Source organism: Pigmentiphaga sp., assembly GCF_033795525.1.
Classification (GTDB): Bacteria; Pseudomonadota; Gammaproteobacteria; order Burkholderiales; family Burkholderiaceae_B; genus Pigmentiphaga.
This window is the reverse complement of sequence record NZ_JARYGM010000002.1, coordinates 627,580-647,842: the sequence shown is the minus strand read 5'-3', so window position 1 is coordinate 647,842 and position 20,263 is coordinate 627,580. Positions and strand designations below refer to the sequence as shown.

The window sequence follows — 20,263 nt, the reverse complement described above, 5'->3', positions numbered from 1 at the left end:
GCCGTGACGCAGCAACGCGGCAAGGACAAGAATGCCTGCCTGTCGGCGTAGATAAGGCACACCCAGCAAAAAGCAGGATGAGTTGCGCCATAAACCTTCCCCTTCTTTTTTGTTCTGGAGCTCCAAATCGATGTCGTCGCGCCAACCCGAGATGCTCCGCGGTCTGCTGGTATGGGATGGTGCCACGGCATTTAAGCGACTGTAGGGATGGCGGAATCACTCCAGGGCCAATCCCGCCCGGTCGATGACCTCTTTCCACTTCTTGCGCTCGTGGGCGATTAGATTCGCAAATTCCCGGGGCGTCATCGGAATGCTCTCGTAGCCGTGCTGCGCGAGCTTTTCACGAATGTCGGAGGACTTCAATATGTCGGTAATTTCCTTGTTGAGGCGATCAACGATTGCCGGCGGCGTATTGGCCGGCACGACGATGCCGTGCCAGTTCTGGACTTCATAGCCTTTTACGGTTTCAGCAATTACCGGTTCCGAGGGATTCTCCGGCGATCGTTCTTTGGCGGTAATACCTAGCGCGCGAAGGCGCTCGGCGGCAATCAGCGGTTGGCTGGGGGCTTGGCCGCCAAAGGTGAAGTCGACTTCGCCCGCTACGATGGCATTGGTGGCCAGGGACGCGCCTTTATAGGGAACATGCGTGGCGGGGATGCCCGTCATCGCGACAAACAGTTCGCTGGCCAGGTGTGCCGCCGAGCCTGCGCCGGCGGTAGAGTAGGTCAGGCCCTGCTTGGACTGCTTGGCTTTTGCTATGAGCTGTTCGACGGTATGGATGTCGGATTTCGGATTGACGACGAGCACAAGCGGTGCCGTGACCATGGCCGTGACGGGAGCGAAATCCTTTTCGGGCTCATAGGGCAGCTTCTTGTACAGGGAAGGGTTGATCGACAGGGTGCCTACGTGACCCGCAAACAGCGTGTAGCCGTCCGCGTCGGCCCTGGCGACGTAGCTCGCGCCAATGCTGCCGCCAGCGCCGGGCCGGTTCTCAATAACCACGCTTTGGCCGGTACGCTCGGTTAGTTTTTCTCCGATCAGCCGGGCGACAAAATCGGTAGAGCCGCCAGGTGCAAAAGGCACGACGATTTTTATCGGCCGGTTTGGATAGGTATCGCTGGCAAGCGCCGTGCGCCCAACTATTCCCAGCGCAAGGGCCGCCAGAACAAGGATTAGCGGGATGCGATTTTGCATGGGGGGTCTCCGATTAAGATAAGCCGTTGTCTGAGAGGTTCGCCGAGGACCGGAGGCACACCGATGGTCGCGATAGGGGACGATATCGGGGAGCTGCGTTAGGTCGCGGTGTTCATCTGAACCATGTAATTGTCTGACATCGATGAACGGTAAGCGGCTAAACTTACCATATAGCGAAATCAAAGCCGCGTGTGACTCATGATTGTCAGGCAATTATAGTCAAGGCCAATCTTCGAGACCTTAGGGATTTCCTCCAGGATTGATGGGCTGCCCAGGTTTGTGAAACAGCAGCTCCGTATATTTTTTCGATACCGCCCCGCTGCGTTTGCCGTCCGGGCCGTAGTAGCGGTCCTCACGGCAAAGGCGTTCCTTCGTGTCGCAGAAAACGCCGTTGGAGAGCGTAAATTCGGTCAGGCTGAACTGGCCCTGCGAAAAGAGCTTGGCCGCGGTAGTTTCGCCGAGATATTGCGCGGTCAATGCGCGGGAAATACCTTTTTCGTTGGCGCATAGGTACGGATCGCACAGCACGCCCGATGCCGGCGAGCGGACATCGGTTTTTTGTTCTGCAGGGGCGCCTTTGGCCGCAACCGTGAACAGCGTCGCCCTGTACGAAGGCCCCGGTTCGCGCGGGCCGCAAAGGCGCCCGTTGAACGGGGCTCGCACGGTAGCCGGGCCGATACGGAGGGCGACATAGGCCGGTGTCATGCAACGCCCATTATCGTAGACGTCCCCGGATACCCAACGCACCTCGCTGGTGGCCGATCCATGCGCGGGCAGCACGAGGGGAGCCAGCACCGGGCCGGGATGCATGCCGGGCGGCATGCGCGAGGATACCGGGAGTGCGCGATGGTCGCTATCCTCGAAGGCAAGTTCAGGGCGCGCAGGCAATGCACAAATGGCGTTGCCGCGGTGGGTAACCGTCAGCTCCATGCCCGATTGCGACATCCCGTTAAAGCGCCCCTGCCCGTCGTCGACCGCCAAGGTCAGTTGATCAGCAGGGCAGGGGGCAGGCGCCCGTTCGGCGAGGACCGGCTGGGCGCAGAGCAGCACGGCCATGGTCAGGATAATCCGCGCCTTCTTGCCTGGAATTGCCATGCAGTCACTCCTAGGACGGTATTTGCTTGTGCGGGCTCGGAAGCTCCGACCGGAGCCGGGAGTGTACTCAGCAACGACCTTCATGCAAATTTTGTGCAGCAAGGAAAAACTTTGCCGCGGACAATCAAGCCCCGTGCGGCGTCTGGTTCAGCAATGCACGATACTCGGCCATGCGCGCGATCATCCAGCCCGGGTATTCCGGCGCGAGCGAACCGGCATCGTCCAGCGTCTTGAGGTCGTCGGCCGTGAGTTCGACTTTCACCGAAGCAAGATTGTCCTGCAGCTGGTCGCCCCGCTTGGCGCCCACGATGACACTGGTCACGTGCGGCTGGTGAAGCAACCAGGCCAGGGCAACCTGCGCAACCGAAATCCCGCGCGCCTGAGCGATCGAGTCCATGGCGTCGAGCACGCGATGGCCAAGGGCGTCGTCGACCGGCGGAAATGGCCGGACGTCGCGGCGGCCATCACCATTGCCGGCGCGATATTTGCCGGAAAGATAGCCGCCGGCCAGTGGGCTCCAGACGAGCAATCCGATGCCTTCTGATCGAATCATCGGCACGATTTCGCGTTCGAGGTCCCGGCCGGCTACCGAGTAATAGCACTGGGTGGTCTGGAAGCGTTCCCACCCGCGCGCTGCCGACATGCCCAGGGCCTTGGCGATCTGCCACGCGGCCCAATTGGAGACGCCGATATAGCGGACATGGCCCTGGCGGACCAGGTCGTCGAGGGCGCGCAGCGCTTCCTCGATGGGCGTGGCGGGGTCCCAGCCATGGAGTTGGTACAGATCGATATGGTCCGTGCCCAGCCGCTTGAGGCTGGCCTTGGCCTGCTCCATGATGTGGTAGCGCGAGGTGCCGGCGTCGTTCGGCCCGTCGCCCATCGGACCCAGCACCTTGGTGGCGAGCACCACCTGGTCGCGTCGCAGGCCGAGATTCCGGATGGCTTGGCCGGTGATTTCCTCTGACAGCCCCTGCGAATAGACATTCGCGGTATCGATGAAGTTGACGCCTGCCTCGACGGCAGCGCGGAGCAACTGGTCGGCATCTTCCTGCCCGACAGCTCCCATATATTCGAAGAAGCCCTTGCCGCCGAACGTCATGGTGCCGAGGCAAAGCTCGGAGACGAACAGGCCAGTATTGCCGAGGCGGTTATAGCGCATGGTAAAGGTCCTTTTTTGGATCAGGATGGGGTGCCCAGGGAAGGGCATGAGGCCGGCTGCATGCCGGTCATCTCTTCGCTCTTGGCCCACAGCGCCCTGGCACGTGCGGGGTCCAGGGCATAGGGCTGGACGCCTTCGCGCGCGTCCGGGCCCGTCGCGATATCTGCCACATGGCAGTCCTCGCAATAGCGGCCGCCGATGATTTGTTCCGGCGCCACGACGCCGGCCCAGACAGAGGTAGCAGCTCCCTGGGGGATGGTCTTCCAGCGGAAGGGCGGGGCATCGGCGGCCGTGCGGGCACGATTGGCCAGCGCCTCCAGCGATTCCGGGGCCAGGTGCCGGGCAAGTCCGGTGCGAATGCCCCCCGGGTGCACCGCGGCCGCCCGTACGCCGCGCTCCCGGTGGCGGCGGTCGAATTCCACCGCAAACAGGATGTTGGCCGTTTTGGAGCGGCCGTAGGCGCCGAATTCCGTATAGGGCGTGCGTGTGAAATTGGGGTCTTCCAGATCCACGTCGGCGTATCGGTGGGCGGCCGAGGACAGCACGACCAGGCGGGCGCCGGACCGCATCAGGTGCGCGAGCCGGTTCACCAGCACGAAATGACCGAGGTGATTGGTGCCGAACTGGGTTTCGAACCCATCTTCGGTGAAGCTTTTGGGGCACGCCATCACACCTGCATTGGCCACCACCAGGTCGAAAGGTTCGCCGGCCGTGACCAGAGCGTCGGCACAGGCGTGAACGCTCGCGAGCGAGGCGAGGTCCAGTTTCACCAGCTCCAGGCCGCCGCCGGGGGCCGCCTGGGCGCTCGCCTCCCGCGTCGCCGCGCGAGCCTTGTCGAGGTCCCGGGCTGCCCCAACCACCCATGCACCGTGCGCCGCCAGCGCGCGCGCCGTCTCTGCACCCAGGCCGGACGAGACGCCGGTTACCAGCACGCGCTTGCCGGGAAGGTCGACGCCCTCGAGGACGTCGTCGGTAGTGGACTCAGCGCCAAAGGTCTGGGGCATTGGTGTCTCCTCGGCAATATAGGGAAGTGGCAGAAAAAACCAACTGGATGGTTTATTTTTGATCCGGTGAGTTTTTTTGTCAACCATCCAGTTGGTTTTATATGATCAGGGAGTCACTTCCCGGCGAGTGGGTCAATGGTGGCTCGCAGGGTGGGGCCGCTCGACGGGAGTAGGAAACGGAAAAGAGAAATGAAAAAGTCGGAAAAGACGAAACAGCGCTTGCTGGAGGCGGCTACTGCGGAGTTTGCGGCCCACGGCTTTGCCGGCGCCCGAGTGGACAGGATCGCCGAGGCAGCGGGCTGCAACAAGCAGGCGATTTATGCGTACTTCGATAGTAAGGACGGCTTGTTCGATGCGGTCTACAACGAGATGGTGGTGACCGTGATCGCATCGGTGCCCTTGGATGCGGACGACCTGCCGGGCTATGCGGCCAAGCTGGCGGAGCATTATGACAAGCACCCTGAGGTGCGGCGCCTGGCATCGTGGTACGAGCTGGAAAAGGCTGGGCATGCTCCCGTCCCGGCTGCGGCGGAAAGCGCAAGGAAGGACAAGATCGCCGCCATATCGGCGGCGCAGAAGGCGGGGCGGATTTGCGACCGCATTCCGGCAGATCTCTTGCTAAGCCTGATTCTGGGCATGACCCGGGCCGGTCCGAATCCGCATCAAGCCGAGTCGCCTTCGTCGTCGAAGGAGTGCCGGGCTTTCCGCACGGCGCTGCGCGACGCCGTCCGGCGGCTGGTAGCCAAATCCTGAGGGCAGCGCCTGGGGCTCAATGGGATAGTCCCACCGAGCTGCTCGCCTCCGTTTTGTCGTGCGTGCCGTATTTCTCGATCATGGTGGTGCTGGCGCGGTTCAGGCCATGGACGTCGACGGCAATGCCATTGCGGCGGAACTTGTGCACGATACGATCCAGCGCCTCGATGGCGGTGATGTCCCAGAAGTGCGCATGTGACAAGTCCAGGCGCACAGATTTGATGGCCTCCTTGAAATCGAATTCGGACACCAGCGCCTCCGAGGACGCGAAGAAAACCTGGCCGCGCACCGTGTAGCGGCGCTCGCCTGCTTGCGCATCCAGCGTTGATTCGACAGCCAGTACTCGGCGTACCTTGGCGGTGAAGAACAAGGCGCTGAGCAGCACGCCGATGAAAACGCCAATGGCCAGGTTGTGTGTCGATACGACGGCCGCCACCGTTGCCAGCATGACGATGGACGAGCTTTTCGGATTGATCGTCAGGTTGCGCAGGGAGCGCCAGTTGAACGTGCTGATCGAGACCATGATCATCACCGCGACCAATGCGGCCATGGGGATTTCCTTGACCCACGGGCCGAGGAAGACCACCAGGACGAGCAGCAGCGCACCCGCGAAGAACGTGGAGAGGCGGCCGCGGCCGCCGGATTTGATGTTGATGACGGTTTGCCCGATCATGGCGCAGCCCGGCATGCCGCCCAGGAAGCCCGAGACGATGTTGGCCCAGCCCTGTCCGCGGCACTCGCGGTTCTTGTCGCTGGGCGTGTCCGTGAAATCGTCGACGATGCTGGCCGTCATGAGCGATTCGAGCAGGCCCACCACGGCGATACTGGCCGAATAGGGAAAGATGATGCGCAGTGTCTCCAGCGACAGCGGAACCTGCGGCAGTGCAAAGAAGGGCAGTTCATCGGGAAACGCGCCCATGTCGCCTACGGTCGGCAAGTCCAGGCCCGCGGCCATCGAAACCGCGGTAAGCAGGACGATGCAGATCAGGGGCGAGGGAACGGCGCGGGTCACGCGGGGCAACAGGTAGATGATTGCCAGTCCAGCCGCCACCATGGCGTATACGTACCACGGCATGTTCCGAAGCTGCGGAAGCTGGGCCAGGAAGATCAGGATGGCCAGCGCATTGACGAAGCCGGTGATGACCGAACGGGAAACAAAACGCATGAGCGCGCCTAGCCGCAGGAGGCCCGCGCCTATCTGCAGCAGGCCGGCCAGGATGCCGGCGGCCAGGACGTATTCGACGCCGTGAGCCTTTACGAGCGAAACGATCAGGAGCGCCACCGCGCCGGTGGCGGCGGAGATCATGCCGGGGCGGCCGCCGGCGATGGCGGCTACCACCGCGATGCTGAAGGCCGCATACAGGCCGACCTTGGGGTCGACGCCGGCAATGATGGAGAAGGCAAGGGCCTCAGGGATAAGCGCGAGAGCGACGACGGTTCCGGCGAGGAGGTCGCCGCGAATGTTGGAGAACCACTCCTCGCGCATGCTATAGGTTTTCATTGGATGGGCCTGAGAGTGAAGCGACTTCGGGAGGCCGACGGAGTACTTCGCGAAGCGGTCCCGTTTGCAACGGCCGCTGGGCCTGCAGGCGTGTCCGATGCAATGAGCGGGTGGCGTGCGGGCGAGGTTCGGCGGCGCAGCGGCGGCGAACCATGGGCCCACCATGGATCCACGAATCTCCCGGTCGGTCGGGTTTGTGACGGGAGGCTACGTGGAACAACTACATCGGGGAACTCTCTGCGCGGTGGGAAAGACGCGGCGAGGCGACTGTTTCCCCGCTGCGGCGCGATATTTTATGCCGCGGCGGAAGCGTCGTCCAATCGGGCTACGCCCTGAAGCAGCACTGGCGGGCGCGATGTCATCCTGATCCCGGCGTTCGCGCGCTCTTAGCGCCTGCCGGCCAGCAGCAGGCCGATCAGTCCGTCTGCAATGGTGCGCAGGCGTTTTTCATCGTCATAGACGCGTTCGATCACGACCAGCCCCCGTGTCATCGCCACTACCATCCGGGCCGCTTCGCGCGGTTCCATGGCCAGTTGTTCCCTGGCGTCGGCGCGCGACAGCCTCTCGTGGACGGCGGCTTCGATTTCGTCGAGCAGATCCCGAATGGCGGACCGTATGGGTTCGTCGAGCTCTTCGGAGCCGATTGCCGTCTTCGTGCTCAAGCAACCGCGCGAGGGCGTGCCCGTGGTCATGGACTTGATGGCGAAGGTAAAGAAGCCCCGCAGCGATGCACGCAGCTCGGGCTTGTCCAGGGCTTCCCGCATCTGTCTGACGTAGCGTTTCCGGTATACCTCGAACACGCGCAGGAACAGCGTCTTCTTGTCGCCGTAGGCGTTGTAGAGCGACCCACGCTGTACGCCGGTCGCTTCGGCCAGCTCCTGCATGGTGGTGCTGGCATAGCCTTGCTGCCAAAAGAGCGCCAGCGCCTTGTCCAGCGCCTGGTCTTCGTCGAACTGGCGAACTCCGGCCATTTCCTGCTCCGCTGCTGTGTGTGGATGGATAACGAAACAACATTGGAACCGATTGTTGACACACCCGTCAAGTTTGACTAGATTGTCAAAATTGACAAGTATGTCAAAGAAACGCCACCAGCCTGCGGGCGCGGCGCCTATCGATTCTCCTGTGGAAATTTCATGTCTTCCCATAGATCCTTACTGCTCGCGGCGCGGGCCGACCGGATGCGCGTGTGGCGCTACCTGTTCGCCGGCTTGTGTGCCAGCCTCGAAAGCATCGGCCTGGCGCGGTTTGCGTTCACGCCGCTGCTTCCGGAACTGATTCATGCGCAGTGGTTCAGTGCCTCCAGCGTGGTCTACCTGAGCGCCGCCAACCTCGCAGGGTATGTGCTCGGCGCGCTGATAGGCCGGCCCATCGGCTCGCGCTTTGCCCACGAGCACGTGCTGCGTTTCATGATGGTGCTGATCGCCGCGACCTTCTTCGCTTGTGCCTTTCCGTTGTCCGTGCTGTGGTATTTCTGCTGGCGCTTTGCGTCCGGCATCGCGGGGGGCGTGGTGATGGTGCTCGTCGCGGGCACCATATTGCCGCACGTCCCGCCTTCGCGGCGAGGTGCGGCCGGCGGCGCGATTTTTCTCGGCCTCGGTCTGGGTATCGCAGGGTCCGGCACGGTGATTCCCTTGCTGCTGGAGTGGGGCCTGGCGCAAACCTGGGGCGGCCTGGGCATTATTTCGCTTGTCCTGACGGCGGCCAGCTGGTTTGCCTGGCCGCCGAGCCGCTCTTCGCCCGTGTCGGAACGCCATGGCGCCAAGGGCGGCCACGCCGCGCGCTTCGGCTCGGAGGTCAGGCTGGTCTACCTGCAATATGCACTGATGGCAGCGGCCGCCGTGCCGCCCATGGTTTTTCTCGTGGACTTCATCGCGCGCGGCCTGGGACACGGCACACACCTTGGGTCGGTGTTCTGGGCGATCTACGGACTGGGCGCCATCGCAGGGCCGCCGCTGTATGGCTACCTGGCGGATCGCCTGGGGCCGGAGCCCACGGTCAGGATGGTGTCGCTGCTGATGGCCATCGTGTTTGCCGGCTTCTACAGCGTGGACGACCTGATCGTGCTAGGTGTCCTGACGGCCGTCATCGGAACCTTCGCGCTCGGAATGGTTCCGCTCGTGCTGGCGCGCGTGCATGAAGTGATCGCCCATGATCCGGTGCGCCAGAATATCGCATGGACGCGAGCCAGCATTATTTCGGCCGCAGGCCTGGCCGCGGCGGCATACGGCTTTTCCGGGCTGTTCAACGCGACGGCGGGAAATCACCGCATGTTGTTCCTGGTGGCCGCGGCCATGCTCGTGGCCGTGCTGCTGATTGCCCAATCGGTTATTCTCGCAGCAACGCGAACAACGGATTCTGCATGACCAGGTTCAGGACGGCGGCAGCGATCGCGATGGCGTGCGCCGTCGCCACAGGCTGTGCCCAGTACACCGCGCTGCCGCGCGCAGGTTACGAGGTGCAAGGTACCGAGGAACTGTCCTCGGACCAGATGATGCAGACGGATTTCAACCGGACGCTCACCATCGCCATGCGCGACAACCTGTCGAGCCTGCAGGCGCTGATGATCAAGCTCTATAAGCGCAATCCTCGCGAATGGCGCAAGACCGGTCAGTCCAGCCTCGAGACCGCCGCCGAGTCGGTTCGGCAATCGATCGATGCGCGCAGGCCCCCGGCGGGATTGGAGGGCTTGCGCGATATCGAGATCCTGGCCGTATCGCTCGATCCTGCCTATACGGGCGACCGCGTCGCCGCATTCATCTATGGAATGGCAGACACCATCGTTACCGCGCATGACGGCAAGACGCGCTTCTATGCCTTCGACATGCTCGACGGCCAGCGCGTCTATAACGCAGCCCGCAATGTCGAAGCCGCGGCCTGGCTGCTGGGCAGCCGCCGCGATGCGCGCGGCGCGCCCTTGCTGTTGGCCAACGAGTGGACCGACACCCAGATGAACCTTAGCTTCGAGCGCGAGTTCGGGGCGATCATCGGGCGCCTGGACCTGATCGCCAACCTGCTCGGCGAGAACACCCGGCGGCTGGGCATCAACTATGCCCAGAACCTGTTGCTGTTTTCCTTCTTGCCGGTCCGCTAGGCCTCAGTCGCCGTGGGCCATGCCGTTCAGGGCCGTGATGGCGTCCGCGGGCAAGGTCAGCTCGCCGGAGGCAAGGTTTTCGCGTAGATGCGCGACCGACGACGTGCCGGGAATAAGCAGAATATTGGGCGAGCGCTGGAGCAGCCATGCGAGTGCCACCTGCATGGGCGTGGCGCCCAGGCCGCGGGCCACCTCGGACAACAGCGACGACTGCAACGGCGTAAAGCCACCCAGCGGGAAGAACGGCACATAGGCGATCCCCTCGCGGGCGAGATCGTCGATCAGCTGGTCATCGCTTCGATGCACCAGGTTGTAGTGGTTCTGCACGCAGGCGATCTTGCAGATCCGGCGGCCTTCCTCTATTTGCGCGGGGGTGACGTTGCTCAAGCCGATATGGCGTACCAGTCCTTGCTGCTGCAGTTCGGCCAGGACGGAGAGCGGGGCTTCGATCGATCCTTCGGCAGGACCGTGGGCATCGAACATGGCCCGCAGGTTGACGACCTCCAGCACGTCCAGCCCCAGATGACGAAGGTTGTCATGCACCGCCCGGGTCAGGGCCTCGGGCGAGAACGAGGGAATCCACGAGCCGTCATCGCCACGCAGCGCCCCGATCTTGGTGACGATGACTAGATCGTCGGGGTAGGGGGACAGCGCTTCGCGAATCAGGTGGTTGGTAACGTGCGGGCCATAGAAATCGCTGGTGTCGATGTGGTTGACGCCAGAGGCCACGGCTTCACGCAGCACCGAGAGGGCTGCGTCCTTGCTTTTCGGCGGGCCGAATACGCCCGGCCCGGTAAGCTGCATCGCGCCGTAGCCGAGGCGCTTCACGGGACGATCGCCGAGTATGAAGGTATCGAGGGAGTGAGCGGGAGACATGGTCTGGTTCCTGTCAAAGTCGGTGGAGCCCCCACAATATCGATCGCCGATATCTAGGACAATCCAATACAATCGGGACGGGTTGTGCGGAATTCCGAACAATGAAAGTCGATCTGAATGATCTACAGGCCTTCGTGGCCGTGGCGCGCGCCGGCGGGTTCCGCGATGGTGCCCGTGCGAGCGGGGGCAGTGCCTCCGCGCTCAGCGAGGCGGTTCGCCGCCTGGAAGCGCAACTGGGCGTCAGGCTGCTCCACAGGACCACCCGTAGTGTCGCGCCGACGGAAGCGGGTGCCAGCCTGCTCGCCCGGCTCGCCCCGGCATTGAACGAAATGGGCGCTGCGCTCGATGCCGTCAATGGTTTCCGCGACCGGCCCGCCGGTACGCTGCGCCTCAATGTTTCGGTCAGCGCCTCGCGGCTGGTCCTGCCTGCGCTGGTTCCACCGTTCCTTGCGGCCTATCCCGATATCCGGCTCGAAGTAGTGGCCGAGGAAAGTTTCGTGGACATGCTCGAGGCCGGATGCGATGCAGGGATCCGCTATGAAGAGCGCTTGGAGCAGGACATGATCGCCGTGCCGATCGGTCCGCGCATCCAGCGCTTTGCAGCGGCCGCTGCGCCGGCCTATCTCGATCGCAACGGGCGGCCGCAACATCCGCGGGACTTGATAGGGCATGCCTGCCTGCGCGGCCGCTTTCCGAGCGGATCGATGCCACCCTGGGAATTCGAGCGCGACGGCGAGTCAGTCCGGATCGATCCCGCCGGTCCGCTTATTGTCCGTATAGGTGGCGCGGTCGATCTGGCCGTCGACGCGGCCGTCGCAGGCACCGGCATCGTGTACCTTTTCGAGGATTGGCTGCGGCCGTATTTCGACAGCGGTGCGCTCGAACCGATACTCGAACCGTGGTGGCAGCGTTTTTCCGGGCCCTTTCTTTATTACCCCGGGCGTCGCCTGGTTCCGGCGCCGCTCAAGGCCTTCATCGATTTCATCAAGACATCGGGCTAGTGACACGACCGCTGCCTGCAAGCGAGGACGTCGCACGGGTACAACACGCGGGGGCGTCGCTGGCCCGTTTTCCGCGGCAGCCGGGACGAGTCACAGGACCGTACCTTGGTAACAGCTTTGATACCTGAGCGCCGCGCGGGGCGTGCTAGCTTCGTAGCAAGTACCTATTCTAAGACGTGAACAATGACTTATCGCAGCCTGCTTACCTTGCTTGTCCCCCTTGCCTTGGGGCTGGGGGCCGCCCAGGCCCACGCCGACCCCTGGAAAGATGAATCCGGCCACGGCTATCGCGGCAAGTACAAAGGCCGGGAATATAAAGAGGAATATTGGGACGGCCCCTGCAGGATCGAGCGCAAGTGGAAGGGGAACGGCGAATACAAGGAAGAGCGCAAATGCAAGGACCGCCCCTCCTACTACGGCGGCGGTGGCGTCTACTATCCCGCCGAGCCGGCGATCGTCATCACTCCTCAAATCGTGATCCAGCCTTGACGCCGTAACACCGAGTCATCCAACCCGCTGCCGCCGCAGCGGGTTTTGTTTGCCTGGGCGTCGTTGCTAGGCGGCGATGGCCCAGCCGCTCACGGCAGCCAGGGCGACGACCAGGACCGGCGGCCAGCGGCCGAATACCAGCAATCCAAACGCAGCGAGGGCCAGGCCGAAGTCTGCCGGCCCGCGAATCGCGCCGGTCCAGACGGGATCGTAGAGTGCCGCTAGCAGGATACCGACCACGCCCGCGTTGATGCCCGCCATCGTTGTCTGGATGTCTGCGCGTTGCCGCAAGCGCTCCCAGAAGGGCAGCGCGGCGGCCAGCACGAGCAGCGCAGGCAGGAAAACGGTCACCAGCGCGGCGAGTCCGCCTGGCCAGCCTTGCAGCGGCCATTGCGCCACTGTTCCGAGATAGGCGGCAAAGGTAAATAGCGGTCCCGGTATGGCTTGTGCCGCGCCGTAGCCTGCCAGGAAGTCGGCGTTGTCGACCATCCCCTGGGGAACGACCGTGGCCTGCAACAGAGGCAGGACCACGTGGCCCCCGCCGAAGACAAGCGCGCCCGAGCGATAGATTCCTTCCAGCAGTGCAATGACCGATGAACCGCTGGCGGCCGCCCAGATGGGCAGGACCAGCAACGGGAGCGCAAACAAGGCCAGCGCCAATAGGCCGAAGCCGCGCGAAAGAGGATAGGCGCTGGTTCGTACCGCCTCGGCAGGAGGCAGCCGCAGCCACATGCGCCCGAGCAGGCCCGCCGCGGCCATGGCCGTCACTTGCCCGGCGGCGGTAGGCAGTGCCAGCGTGGTCAATGCGGCCAGGATGGCCAGTGCGGCGCGGAGGCGGTCCGGGCAGAGCGACTTGGCCATGCCCCAGACCGCCTGGGCGACGACGGCCACGGCGACCACCTTGAGTCCATGTATCCATCCCGCGTCGGCCATGCTTCGGTATTCCGCCATCCCGTAGCCGAACAGCACGAGCACGATGGCCGAGGGAAAGGTGAACCCTGCCCAGGCGGCCAGGAGGCCCGGCCACCCGGCGCGGCGCAGTCCCAACGCCATTCCGACCTGACTGCTCGCGGGGCCAGGCAGGAACTGGCAGAGGGCCACCAAATCGGAATAGGCGCGGTCGTCCAGCCAGCGGCGCCGCTGGACGAATTCGGTCCGGAAGTAGCCCAGATGGGCGATGGGGCCGCCGAAAGAGGTCAAGCCGAGCCGCAGGAAGACGAGGAAGACGCGCCATGCGCCATCACGGTTCTCGGGTTGGGCGAGGGAGTCGTCGGTGTGGGGCACGCTGGCGATCCTTGGCATGCGCGGGCGCGCGGTTGCACGAGGGGAAACGATCGGCAGCATAGCCGAAAGCGGTGGCGATACGCCCACGCCGTAAAGCGTAGATGCGCGTTGGCGCGGACTGCGCGATTGTCACTAAAGGCTGGGGTGTTTTACCCTGTTTGGATTATCCGCGTGCCGTTCCACCAGGCCGCACGCGACTTCCCTCATCCTTTTTTCTGGAGGCTTTCTAGTGGCGTTGGACACCGCGACGGCAACACCCCGCGTTTTTTCTTTTCTTTCCTGGCTGGTCTTGCGCGAGCCCGGATGGAAATCATGGCTGGCCGCCATGCTGCTGGCCGGCGTCGTCGGAGGATTGCTTTCGCCCCGTGCCGCAGCGACGGAGCCGGACGGCGCGGCCTCGGCGCACACTCCCGCCGCCCTGGCCGAGCTACTGGAGAACCCCGAGGCCCGGCAGGCATTGATCGACCAGCTCCGCGCTCACGCGCCTGGAGAGCCGGCAGGACAGCCGGGCCAGCCGGTATCGGACAGCGAGGCCGAGGCGTCGCCAACGTCGCGCATGACGGCCCGCGTGCAAGGGTTTTTGTCCGGACTGGCGCAGGACTTGGTGCAGGCCAGTGCCGATGTCCGGTCCATGGCGCGCGGCGAGGCAACCGGCATCGGGGTCGATAGGGCCGCGTCCATGCTTCTGTACTTGGCTGCCGTCATGGCCGCCACAGTCGCCGTCTATGTGCTGCTGCGGCTCGCGGCGTCGCGCGCCTATGCCCGCATCGATCGCTGGGTTGCCGCCAACCATGCCGCAGCGCAGGCCGGTGCCCCGCTCAGCATGTACATCCTGTATCGGCGGGCGGGCGCTATCCTCGGCGCGCTGGTTATCGATATAGGCATTGTGCTGCTGGCGGCGCTCGTCGGGTATGGCGTGGCGGCCGCAGCCGGTCCCGGCCCGGGCCAGATTGCGCCCGCGGGGGCGATTTTCCTGCGGGCATTCCTGGCAGTGGAGATCACCAAGGTGCTGGTGCGGACCGTATTCTCGACCCGGTATCCCTATCTGCGCTTGCTGCCTATGTCCGACCAACAGGCGCACTACTGGAACGGATGGCTGGTCCGTATCGTAGCGGTGGCCGGATATAGCACGATGCTGGTGGCGCCCGTCGCCTCGGCGGCGCTGTCCCCCGCGATCGGCCGACTGCTAGGCCTGGTCATCATGGTAGCGGTCTATGGATATGCGGTGCGCGTCATCTGGCGCAACCGGAATAGCCTGCGCGAACGGCTGGACCGGCACGCGGCCCAGTCTCCCCTCGGATCCCGGCTTCGTTTCGTATCGCGTATCTGGCACATCCTGGGTATCGGGTACTTCACCGTGCTGCTGGTCGCGAGCCAGGTCGATCCGGCCAACGCCTTGCCGTTCATGGTCAAGGCGACTTTGCAGACGGTACTGGCCATCGGTGTCGGCGCCTTGCTGGGACTGGTCATCAATACGCTGCTGTCCCGGCCGCTGCGGGTTTCGGATGAGCTGCGCAGGCGTTTGCCGCTGCTCGAGGCGCGGCTCAATTCCTATGTGCCGGCAGTGCTGAAAGTGGTCGGCTGGACCCTGCGCATTGCCGTCGTGCTGGTCGTCCTGGATGCCTGGCGGGCGTTCAATTTGTCCGCCTGGATTGCGTCCGACGCAGGGGCTGCGGCCATCGGCCTGGCTGTGAACCTCGTCATCGTGTTGTTGTTCGCTGCATTGGCCTGGACCATCGTGGCCAGCATCATCGAGCACCGTCTGAGCATCCGGGAAGGGGCCGCGATGCCCACCGCCCGCGAAAAGACGCTGTTGTCGCTATTGCGCAATGCTGCCCTGATCGTCATCGTGACCATGACCATCATGGTGGTGCTGTCCCAGATCGGCATCGACGTGGCGCCGCTGATTGCGGGGGCGGGCGTCGTCGGCCTGGCGATCGGGTTCGGCGCCCAGAAGCTGGTGCAGGACATCATCACGGGAGTGTTCATCCAGCTCGAGAACGGCATGAACGAGAACGACGTGGTCGAGGTCGCCGGCGTGTTCGGAACGGTCGAGAAGATCACTATTCGCTCGGTCGGCATCCGGACGCTAGATGGCGGCTATCACCTGGTGCCGTTCTCGTCAGTGGACGTGGTGGCAAACCATAGCAAGGACTTTTCTTATCATTTGGGCGAATACACGATAGCGCACCGTGAAAACGTCGATGAGGCCATGCAGCAACTGCGCAACGCGTTTGCCGAACTAATGACCGATGAGGCCGTGGCGCCCGACATCCTCGGGGACATTGCCATTCCGGGAGTCACCTCGTTGAGCGAGAAGGGCGTCACCATACGTGTGCTCATCAAGACCAGGCCCGGCATGCAATGGGCTGTCCAGCGGGCCTACAACCGGTTGGTCAAGCAGCACTTCGACGCCGCCGGAATCGAGCTGCCTTATCCCCATACCGTGCTCTATTTCGGCCGGGACAAGAATGGGGCCGCCCCGCCGGCCAACATCACGCTGCATCGCCCGCTGGCGTCGGCCGAAGGCTGAGCGGAGCCGTCCGTCAGAGCTGCGCGAGGACCGCTTCGGCGATAGCCAGCGAAGCGGTCAGCCCGGGTGATTCGATGCCGTACAGGTTGACCAGTCCGTGGACGCCGTGGACCGACGGGCCCTGCAGGACGAAATCCGCCGCCGGTTCGCCCGGGCCCGAAAGCTTCGGTCGAATGCCCGCGTAGCCGGGATGCAGCGCGCCGTCAGGCAGTCCCGGCCAGTAGCGGCGGATGGAGGCGTAGAACGAGTCGGCGCGCCGGGGATCCACCTGGTAGTCGAGATGGTGGACCCACTCCACGTCGGGGCCGAACCGGGCCTGGCCGCCAAGGTCGATGGTCAGATGCACGCCCAGCCCCCCGGGCTCGGGGACCGGATAGACCAGGCGCGCGAACGGCGAGCGGCCAGACAGGCTGTAGTAGTTTCCCTTGGCCAGGTGGAGCAGGGGGATGGTGGCCGCGGCCAGCCCTTCCAGGCGGGAGGCGATTTGCTGAGCATGCAGGCCCGCTGCGTTCACCACGACGCCTGCCTGAAGGTCCATGGGGTGCTCCCCGCCGACGTGGAGCGTAATGCCGCCGGCCTCGCACCGGCCGCCGAGCACGGGGGAACGGAACGCCAGCATGCCCCCGGCCGCTTCGCAATCGGCTTGCAGCGACAGCATGAGCGCATGACTGTCGACAATACCCGTGCTGCGGCTCTCGAGCGCGGCCACGCAGTGCAAGGAGGGTTCGAGGGCGGCGGCGGCACGTGCGTCGATGATGTCGAGCCCGGCGACGCCATTGGCTTTGCCGGCGGCCCGCAGCTGGTCCAGGACGGGAACCTGTTCAGGCGCCGTGGCGACGATCAGCTTGCCGCATTGACGGTGAGGGACACCGCGGTCGGCGCAGTACTCGTAGAGCAGGTGCTTGCCTCGCACGCACCATTCGGCCTTGCGCGATTCCGTGGGGTAGTAGATGCCCGCATGAATGACCTCGCTATTGCGGGAGCTGGTACCGGTTCCGATGCCGGATTCCTGTTCCAGCACGATCGTTTCCCAGCCGCGCAGCGCGAGCGCGCGTGCAATGGCCAAACCGACCACGCCGGCGCCGATCACAATGCAATCTACTTTTTCCATCTGGTAGGGGCTAAGTCTTTTCGCCGGCGTTCCACAGGATGCAGACGCCGATGACCGAGGAGAGCAGCGAGCCGACGAATACCGCAACCTTGGCGGCCGCGAAATCCGCGTCCACCGCAAACGCCTGCCCGGCGATGAATAGCGACATGGTAAACCCTATGCCCGCCAGCGCACCCGCGCCTATCAGCTGTCGCCAGGAGTAATCCGCCGGCTTGCGGGCAATGCCCAGCCGGACCGCCAGCAGCGACGCGGAGACCAAGCCCAAGGGCTTGCCGATGGCCAGCCCCGCGACTATGGCCGCTGCCAGCCAGCCATGACTGGCCAGGATGTCGGGCGTGATCGGCACGCCGGCATTGGCGAGGGCGAACAAGGGCAGTACGACGTAGCTGGAGCGCGCGCCGGCCGTGCGCAAAAGGCGGTCCGCGGGTGATTCCAGGCGGTCGTGAATGGCGTCGAATGCCGCCAGGGCTGGAAGCGACGGGCCGTGCCGCAGCACTTCCCGGCTGTGGCTGGCCTCTGCCGCCAGTATGGCGTCGGCCTGGGCCATGAGGCTGTCCAGGTTGGGGGGCGGCCGGGTAGGGATGAAAAGCGCGAGCAGGACACCCGCCATGGTGGCGTGCAGGCCGCTCGCATGGATGCAGGCCCACAACAACAGGCCCAGCAGGGCGTAGGGCACGACCCGGTAGATGTGGGCACGATTCAGCAGTGCCAAAGCGGCTACCACGGCCCCCGCCGCAGCGAGGTAGCCCAGGTTCAGGGCCCCCGAATAGAACAGAGCCACGACGATGATGGAGCCGATATCGTCGACGATCGCAGCTGCCGTCAGGAATACCCGCAAGGAGAGAGGAACGCGGTTACCCATCATGGCGATCAGCGCCACCGCGAAAGCGGTGTCGGTGGCCATGGGTACGCCCCAGCCATGCGACCAGGGTCCGCCAGGAACGATCAATCCGTAGAGCAGGGCGGGGACCGCCATGCCACCTACGGCCGCGGCGATAGGCAGGGCGGCTGACCGTAAATTGGCCAGATGGCCGACGGTCAACTCGCGCTTGATTTCAAGGCCGACGACCAGGAAGAACACGGTCAGCAGGCCATCGTTGATCCAATGCAGGAGCGACATGCCGAAGGCCGACGGGCCCAATGAAATGGCCAGCGGCTGTTCCCAGAACGCGGTGAACGCGGGCCCCAGCCGGGAGTTGGTCAGCAGCATCGCGATGGCCGCCGCGACCAAGAGCAGTATGCCGGCGGAGGGCGCCCAGGCGGCGAAGTCCTGCGCAGCGCTCCGGATCCGGTGCCCCGGGGTGCGCACCATGGCATCGATGAACGAGCTTTCATCCCAGGGCCCGTCGTAGCGACGGCCATTGATGAAGAAGGTGGGCGTCATCATGACGCCGCTTGCTCTGGCGCTTTGTACATCGGCCCGTACCCGATCGCGGGCGTGGACGCGCGCGGCGTCGGCCACCTCGGGGTCTGCCTCCGGAACGCCCAATGTGCCGGCAACGCTGGCCAGGTCATTCTCGGTCAGGGTCGGCGAGCGCGTCATCAAGGCGACGTGCGCTTCCCAGAACCGCTCGGAGTCTTGCGCGTGCTCGACGAGTTCGGCCGCTCTCTGCGCAATATCGCTGCCCCGCAGCGGGTAGTGCCGGAATACGTAGCGCAGACGGTCGCCAAGCTGATGCCGGATCTCGGCTATCCGTTCGTTGGCGGCGCGGCAATATGGGCAGGCGTAGCTGCCATACTCCACCAGCGTAATGGCAGCGCCGCCAGGACCGAGCGTGTGGTCGTGGTCGTCGACGGGCCGATCGAGCCTGCCGGTTAAGGAATCTGTTGACACATCGAGCCTCGCGTTGCCCGAGGCTGGGTGCCGCCCCGACGGCTGCGCCTCTGCCTCGCCCCCGATTGTAGGGGGAGAACGCGCCGCGGCGCCCGGGGGGCCAGGCGCCGCGTCCATCATCGACCTGGTATGCGCCTCAGACGGTTTCCTTGATGGATGCCTGCTGCGCCGGGGCTGGCGGCTTGCTCTTCCACACTTTGTTGACAGCCCGGATTGCGGCCCAAGCCACCCATCTCGGGCTGGTCAGCCGGGCCGACGGCAGCCGCCGCATGACGTCGATCGCCAGTCCTCCGCGCTTGTGCCAAAGCTTGCGGCGCGTCTGGCTGTCGGTCCATCGCCCTTCGAGCCAGGGAAATTCGCGCCGGCCGGGCTTGTAGACGGGCGGGGTATTGAAGATCAGGATGTAGGCCAGGCGCGGGGTAGGCGACGTGTTGGGCGCGGTGTAGTGCAGGGTGCGCATGTGATGCACGGTGCAGTCGCCGGCCTCCAGCGGCGCCGGAACCGCGAGTTCGCGCGGGAAGTCGGCGCAGCACTCCAACGGGTGAAGCGCCTTGTCGCCCCCGGGGGACCGGTGCTCCAGCACCTCATACTTATTCGACCCGGGGATGAACTGCATGCAGCCGTTTTCGGCGGTGACCGGCTGCAATGCCAGCCAGATGCTCAGCTCCTTGTATTCGAAGTCGGGCGAGCGGAAGGCCTCGTCCTGATGCCAGGGGGTCTCGGGGCCGGCCAGCCCGGGCTTGAGCAGCGCATGCTCGCCGTACAAGGCGGCATTCTCGCCCAGCAGTTGTCGGGCCAATGCCAGGGCCCGTTGGAAGTACGCAGTCTTGACTAGCTCCGGCGCATAGTGACGGGGATCGTGCATGCTCGGGAATCTGGCTGGCTTGGAAGGATCGTCGCGGCCGACGAAGTCGTACTGTGCTCCTTCTTCGTACCCGGTTCTGCTCTCGAAAAGACCCATGAGGGTGGCGCGGATCAACTCGACCTCCTCCGGGGGGCATAGACTCTTCAGCGCCAGGTATCCCTGCCTGTTGTACAGCGCGGTTTCGGTATCCGACAGCACGGCGGTCGCTTCCATGATTCCTCCTAAAGTCGCCATCTGGCGTGGTGCCGTTGGCGTGATTGAACCTGGCGCTACCGTATCTGTCGGCGCCGTGCTTAACCATCGTGAGTCGGCCCTAGGTCACCGCGACGACGGTAGGTTTGGGCGAAGGGATGGCGCGCTAGTACGGACGTGCTAGCGGCGGTGGGTAGCGCGAGCCGAAGCGCTAGGGTTTCTCCCGCGTAGTAGATCGTGTGTAGGAGGCGTTATCCCTTGCTCCTCAAACTCGTGTCCGA

Annotated in this window: 17 protein-coding genes and 1 pseudogene; 6 read left to right on the top strand and 12 right to left on the bottom strand. The window is 64.4% G+C overall.

The features are described 5' to 3' along the window. Window positions 1-216: 216 nt before the first annotated feature. The 5 genes and pseudogenes from QHC78_RS07770 to QHC78_RS07750 form a co-directional block, all read right to left on the bottom strand. Complete coding sequence (locus QHC78_RS07770) at window positions 217-1,194, bottom strand: Bug family tripartite tricarboxylate transporter substrate binding protein (protein ID WP_319743302.1); 978 nt, start codon at window positions 1,192-1,194, stop codon at window positions 217-219. Between the two features lie 240 nt (window positions 1,195-1,434). Continuing rightward, window positions 1,435-1,791 (bottom strand): YcgJ family protein, encoded by a 357-nt coding sequence (locus QHC78_RS07765; RefSeq protein ID WP_319743482.1) that lies wholly within the window; start codon window positions 1,789-1,791, stop codon window positions 1,435-1,437. Window positions 1,792-1,845: 54 nt separating this feature from the next. Next, window positions 1,846-2,250: pseudogene (locus QHC78_RS07760) on the bottom strand (DUF4232 domain-containing protein); the annotation flags it as partial. Between the two features lie 163 nt (window positions 2,251-2,413). Continuing rightward, window positions 2,414-3,448, bottom strand: a complete 1,035-nt coding sequence (locus tag QHC78_RS07755; protein WP_319743301.1) for an aldo/keto reductase — start codon at window positions 3,446-3,448, stop codon at window positions 2,414-2,416. Between the two features lie 20 nt (window positions 3,449-3,468). Next, complete coding sequence (locus tag QHC78_RS07750) at window positions 3,469-4,452, bottom strand: SDR family NAD(P)-dependent oxidoreductase (protein ID WP_319743300.1); 984 nt, start codon at window positions 4,450-4,452, stop codon at window positions 3,469-3,471. A 135-nt stretch (window positions 4,453-4,587) separates the two neighbouring features. On the opposite strand from QHC78_RS07750, the gene QHC78_RS07745 reads away from it, so the two are divergent. Next, on the top strand, window positions 4,588-5,205 hold the full coding sequence (locus QHC78_RS07745) for a TetR/AcrR family transcriptional regulator (RefSeq protein ID WP_319743299.1): 618 nt from the start codon (window positions 4,588-4,590) through the stop codon (window positions 5,203-5,205). A 16-nt stretch (window positions 5,206-5,221) separates the two neighbouring features. Here the strand turns inward: QHC78_RS07745 and QHC78_RS07740 are convergent, their stop codons facing one another. Together QHC78_RS07740 and QHC78_RS07735 are read right to left on the bottom strand one after the other, a co-directional pair. Then, the gene (locus tag QHC78_RS07740) at window positions 5,222-6,706 is read right to left on the bottom strand and encodes a SulP family inorganic anion transporter (protein WP_319743298.1); all 1,485 of its coding nucleotides are present in this window, start codon (window positions 6,704-6,706) and stop codon (window positions 5,222-5,224) included. Window positions 6,707-7,092: 386 nt separating this feature from the next. Further along, a complete protein-coding gene (locus tag QHC78_RS07735; protein WP_319743297.1) occupies window positions 7,093-7,677 on the bottom strand; it encodes a TetR/AcrR family transcriptional regulator in 585 nt (194 codons plus the stop codon). 162 nt (window positions 7,678-7,839) lie between these two features. On the opposite strand from QHC78_RS07735, the gene QHC78_RS07730 reads away from it, so the two are divergent. Together QHC78_RS07730 and QHC78_RS07725 are read left to right on the top strand one after the other, a co-directional pair. Then, entirely contained in the window at window positions 7,840-9,069 is a 1,230-nt protein-coding gene (locus QHC78_RS07730; RefSeq protein WP_319743296.1) for a YbfB/YjiJ family MFS transporter, read from the top strand. Continuing rightward, a complete protein-coding gene (locus tag QHC78_RS07725; RefSeq protein WP_319743295.1) occupies window positions 9,066-9,797 on the top strand; it encodes a hypothetical protein in 732 nt (243 codons plus the stop codon). Before QHC78_RS07730 ends, QHC78_RS07725 begins: the two co-directional genes overlap by 4 nt. A gap of 3 nt (window positions 9,798-9,800) precedes the next feature. Here QHC78_RS07725 and QHC78_RS07720 read toward each other — a convergent pair whose 3' ends face one another. Beyond that, on the bottom strand, window positions 9,801-10,673 hold the full coding sequence (locus QHC78_RS07720) for an aldo/keto reductase family oxidoreductase (protein ID WP_319743294.1): 873 nt from the start codon (window positions 10,671-10,673) through the stop codon (window positions 9,801-9,803). Between the two features lie 101 nt (window positions 10,674-10,774). On the opposite strand from QHC78_RS07720, the gene QHC78_RS07715 reads away from it, so the two are divergent. Together QHC78_RS07715 and QHC78_RS07710 are read left to right on the top strand one after the other, a co-directional pair. Beyond that, the gene (locus tag QHC78_RS07715) at window positions 10,775-11,674 is read left to right on the top strand and encodes a LysR family transcriptional regulator (protein ID WP_319743293.1); all 900 of its coding nucleotides are present in this window, start codon (window positions 10,775-10,777) and stop codon (window positions 11,672-11,674) included. Between the two features lie 183 nt (window positions 11,675-11,857). Next, complete coding sequence (locus QHC78_RS07710) at window positions 11,858-12,163, top strand: hypothetical protein (protein ID WP_319743292.1); 306 nt, start codon at window positions 11,858-11,860, stop codon at window positions 12,161-12,163. A 66-nt stretch (window positions 12,164-12,229) separates the two neighbouring features. On the opposite strand, the gene chrA is transcribed toward QHC78_RS07710, so the two are convergent. Continuing rightward, window positions 12,230-13,465 (bottom strand): chromate efflux transporter, encoded by a 1,236-nt coding sequence (gene chrA / locus QHC78_RS07705; protein WP_413816430.1) that lies wholly within the window; start codon window positions 13,463-13,465, stop codon window positions 12,230-12,232. Between the two features lie 211 nt (window positions 13,466-13,676). Between chrA and QHC78_RS07700 the strand changes: the two genes are divergently transcribed. Next, window positions 13,677-15,980 carry a mechanosensitive ion channel domain-containing protein gene (locus tag QHC78_RS07700; protein WP_319743290.1) on the top strand — a complete coding sequence of 768 codons (2,304 nt, stop codon included), beginning with the start codon at window positions 13,677-13,679 and terminating at the stop codon, window positions 15,978-15,980. Window positions 15,981-15,993: 13 nt separating this feature from the next. On the opposite strand, the gene QHC78_RS07695 is transcribed toward QHC78_RS07700, so the two are convergent. From QHC78_RS07695 to QHC78_RS07685, 3 genes are all read right to left on the bottom strand, one after another. Further along, the gene (locus QHC78_RS07695; protein ID WP_319743289.1) at window positions 15,994-17,091 is read right to left on the bottom strand and encodes an NAD(P)/FAD-dependent oxidoreductase; all 1,098 of its coding nucleotides are present in this window, start codon (window positions 17,089-17,091) and stop codon (window positions 15,994-15,996) included. Window positions 17,092-17,101: 10 nt separating this feature from the next. Then, entirely contained in the window at window positions 17,102-18,925 is a 1,824-nt protein-coding gene (nhaA, locus tag QHC78_RS07690; protein WP_319743288.1) for a Na+/H+ antiporter NhaA, read from the bottom strand. Between the two features lie 136 nt (window positions 18,926-19,061). Further along, the gene (locus QHC78_RS07685) at window positions 19,062-20,003 is read right to left on the bottom strand and encodes a phytanoyl-CoA dioxygenase family protein (protein WP_319743287.1); all 942 of its coding nucleotides are present in this window, start codon (window positions 20,001-20,003) and stop codon (window positions 19,062-19,064) included. Between the last annotated feature and the right edge of the window lie 260 nt (window positions 20,004-20,263).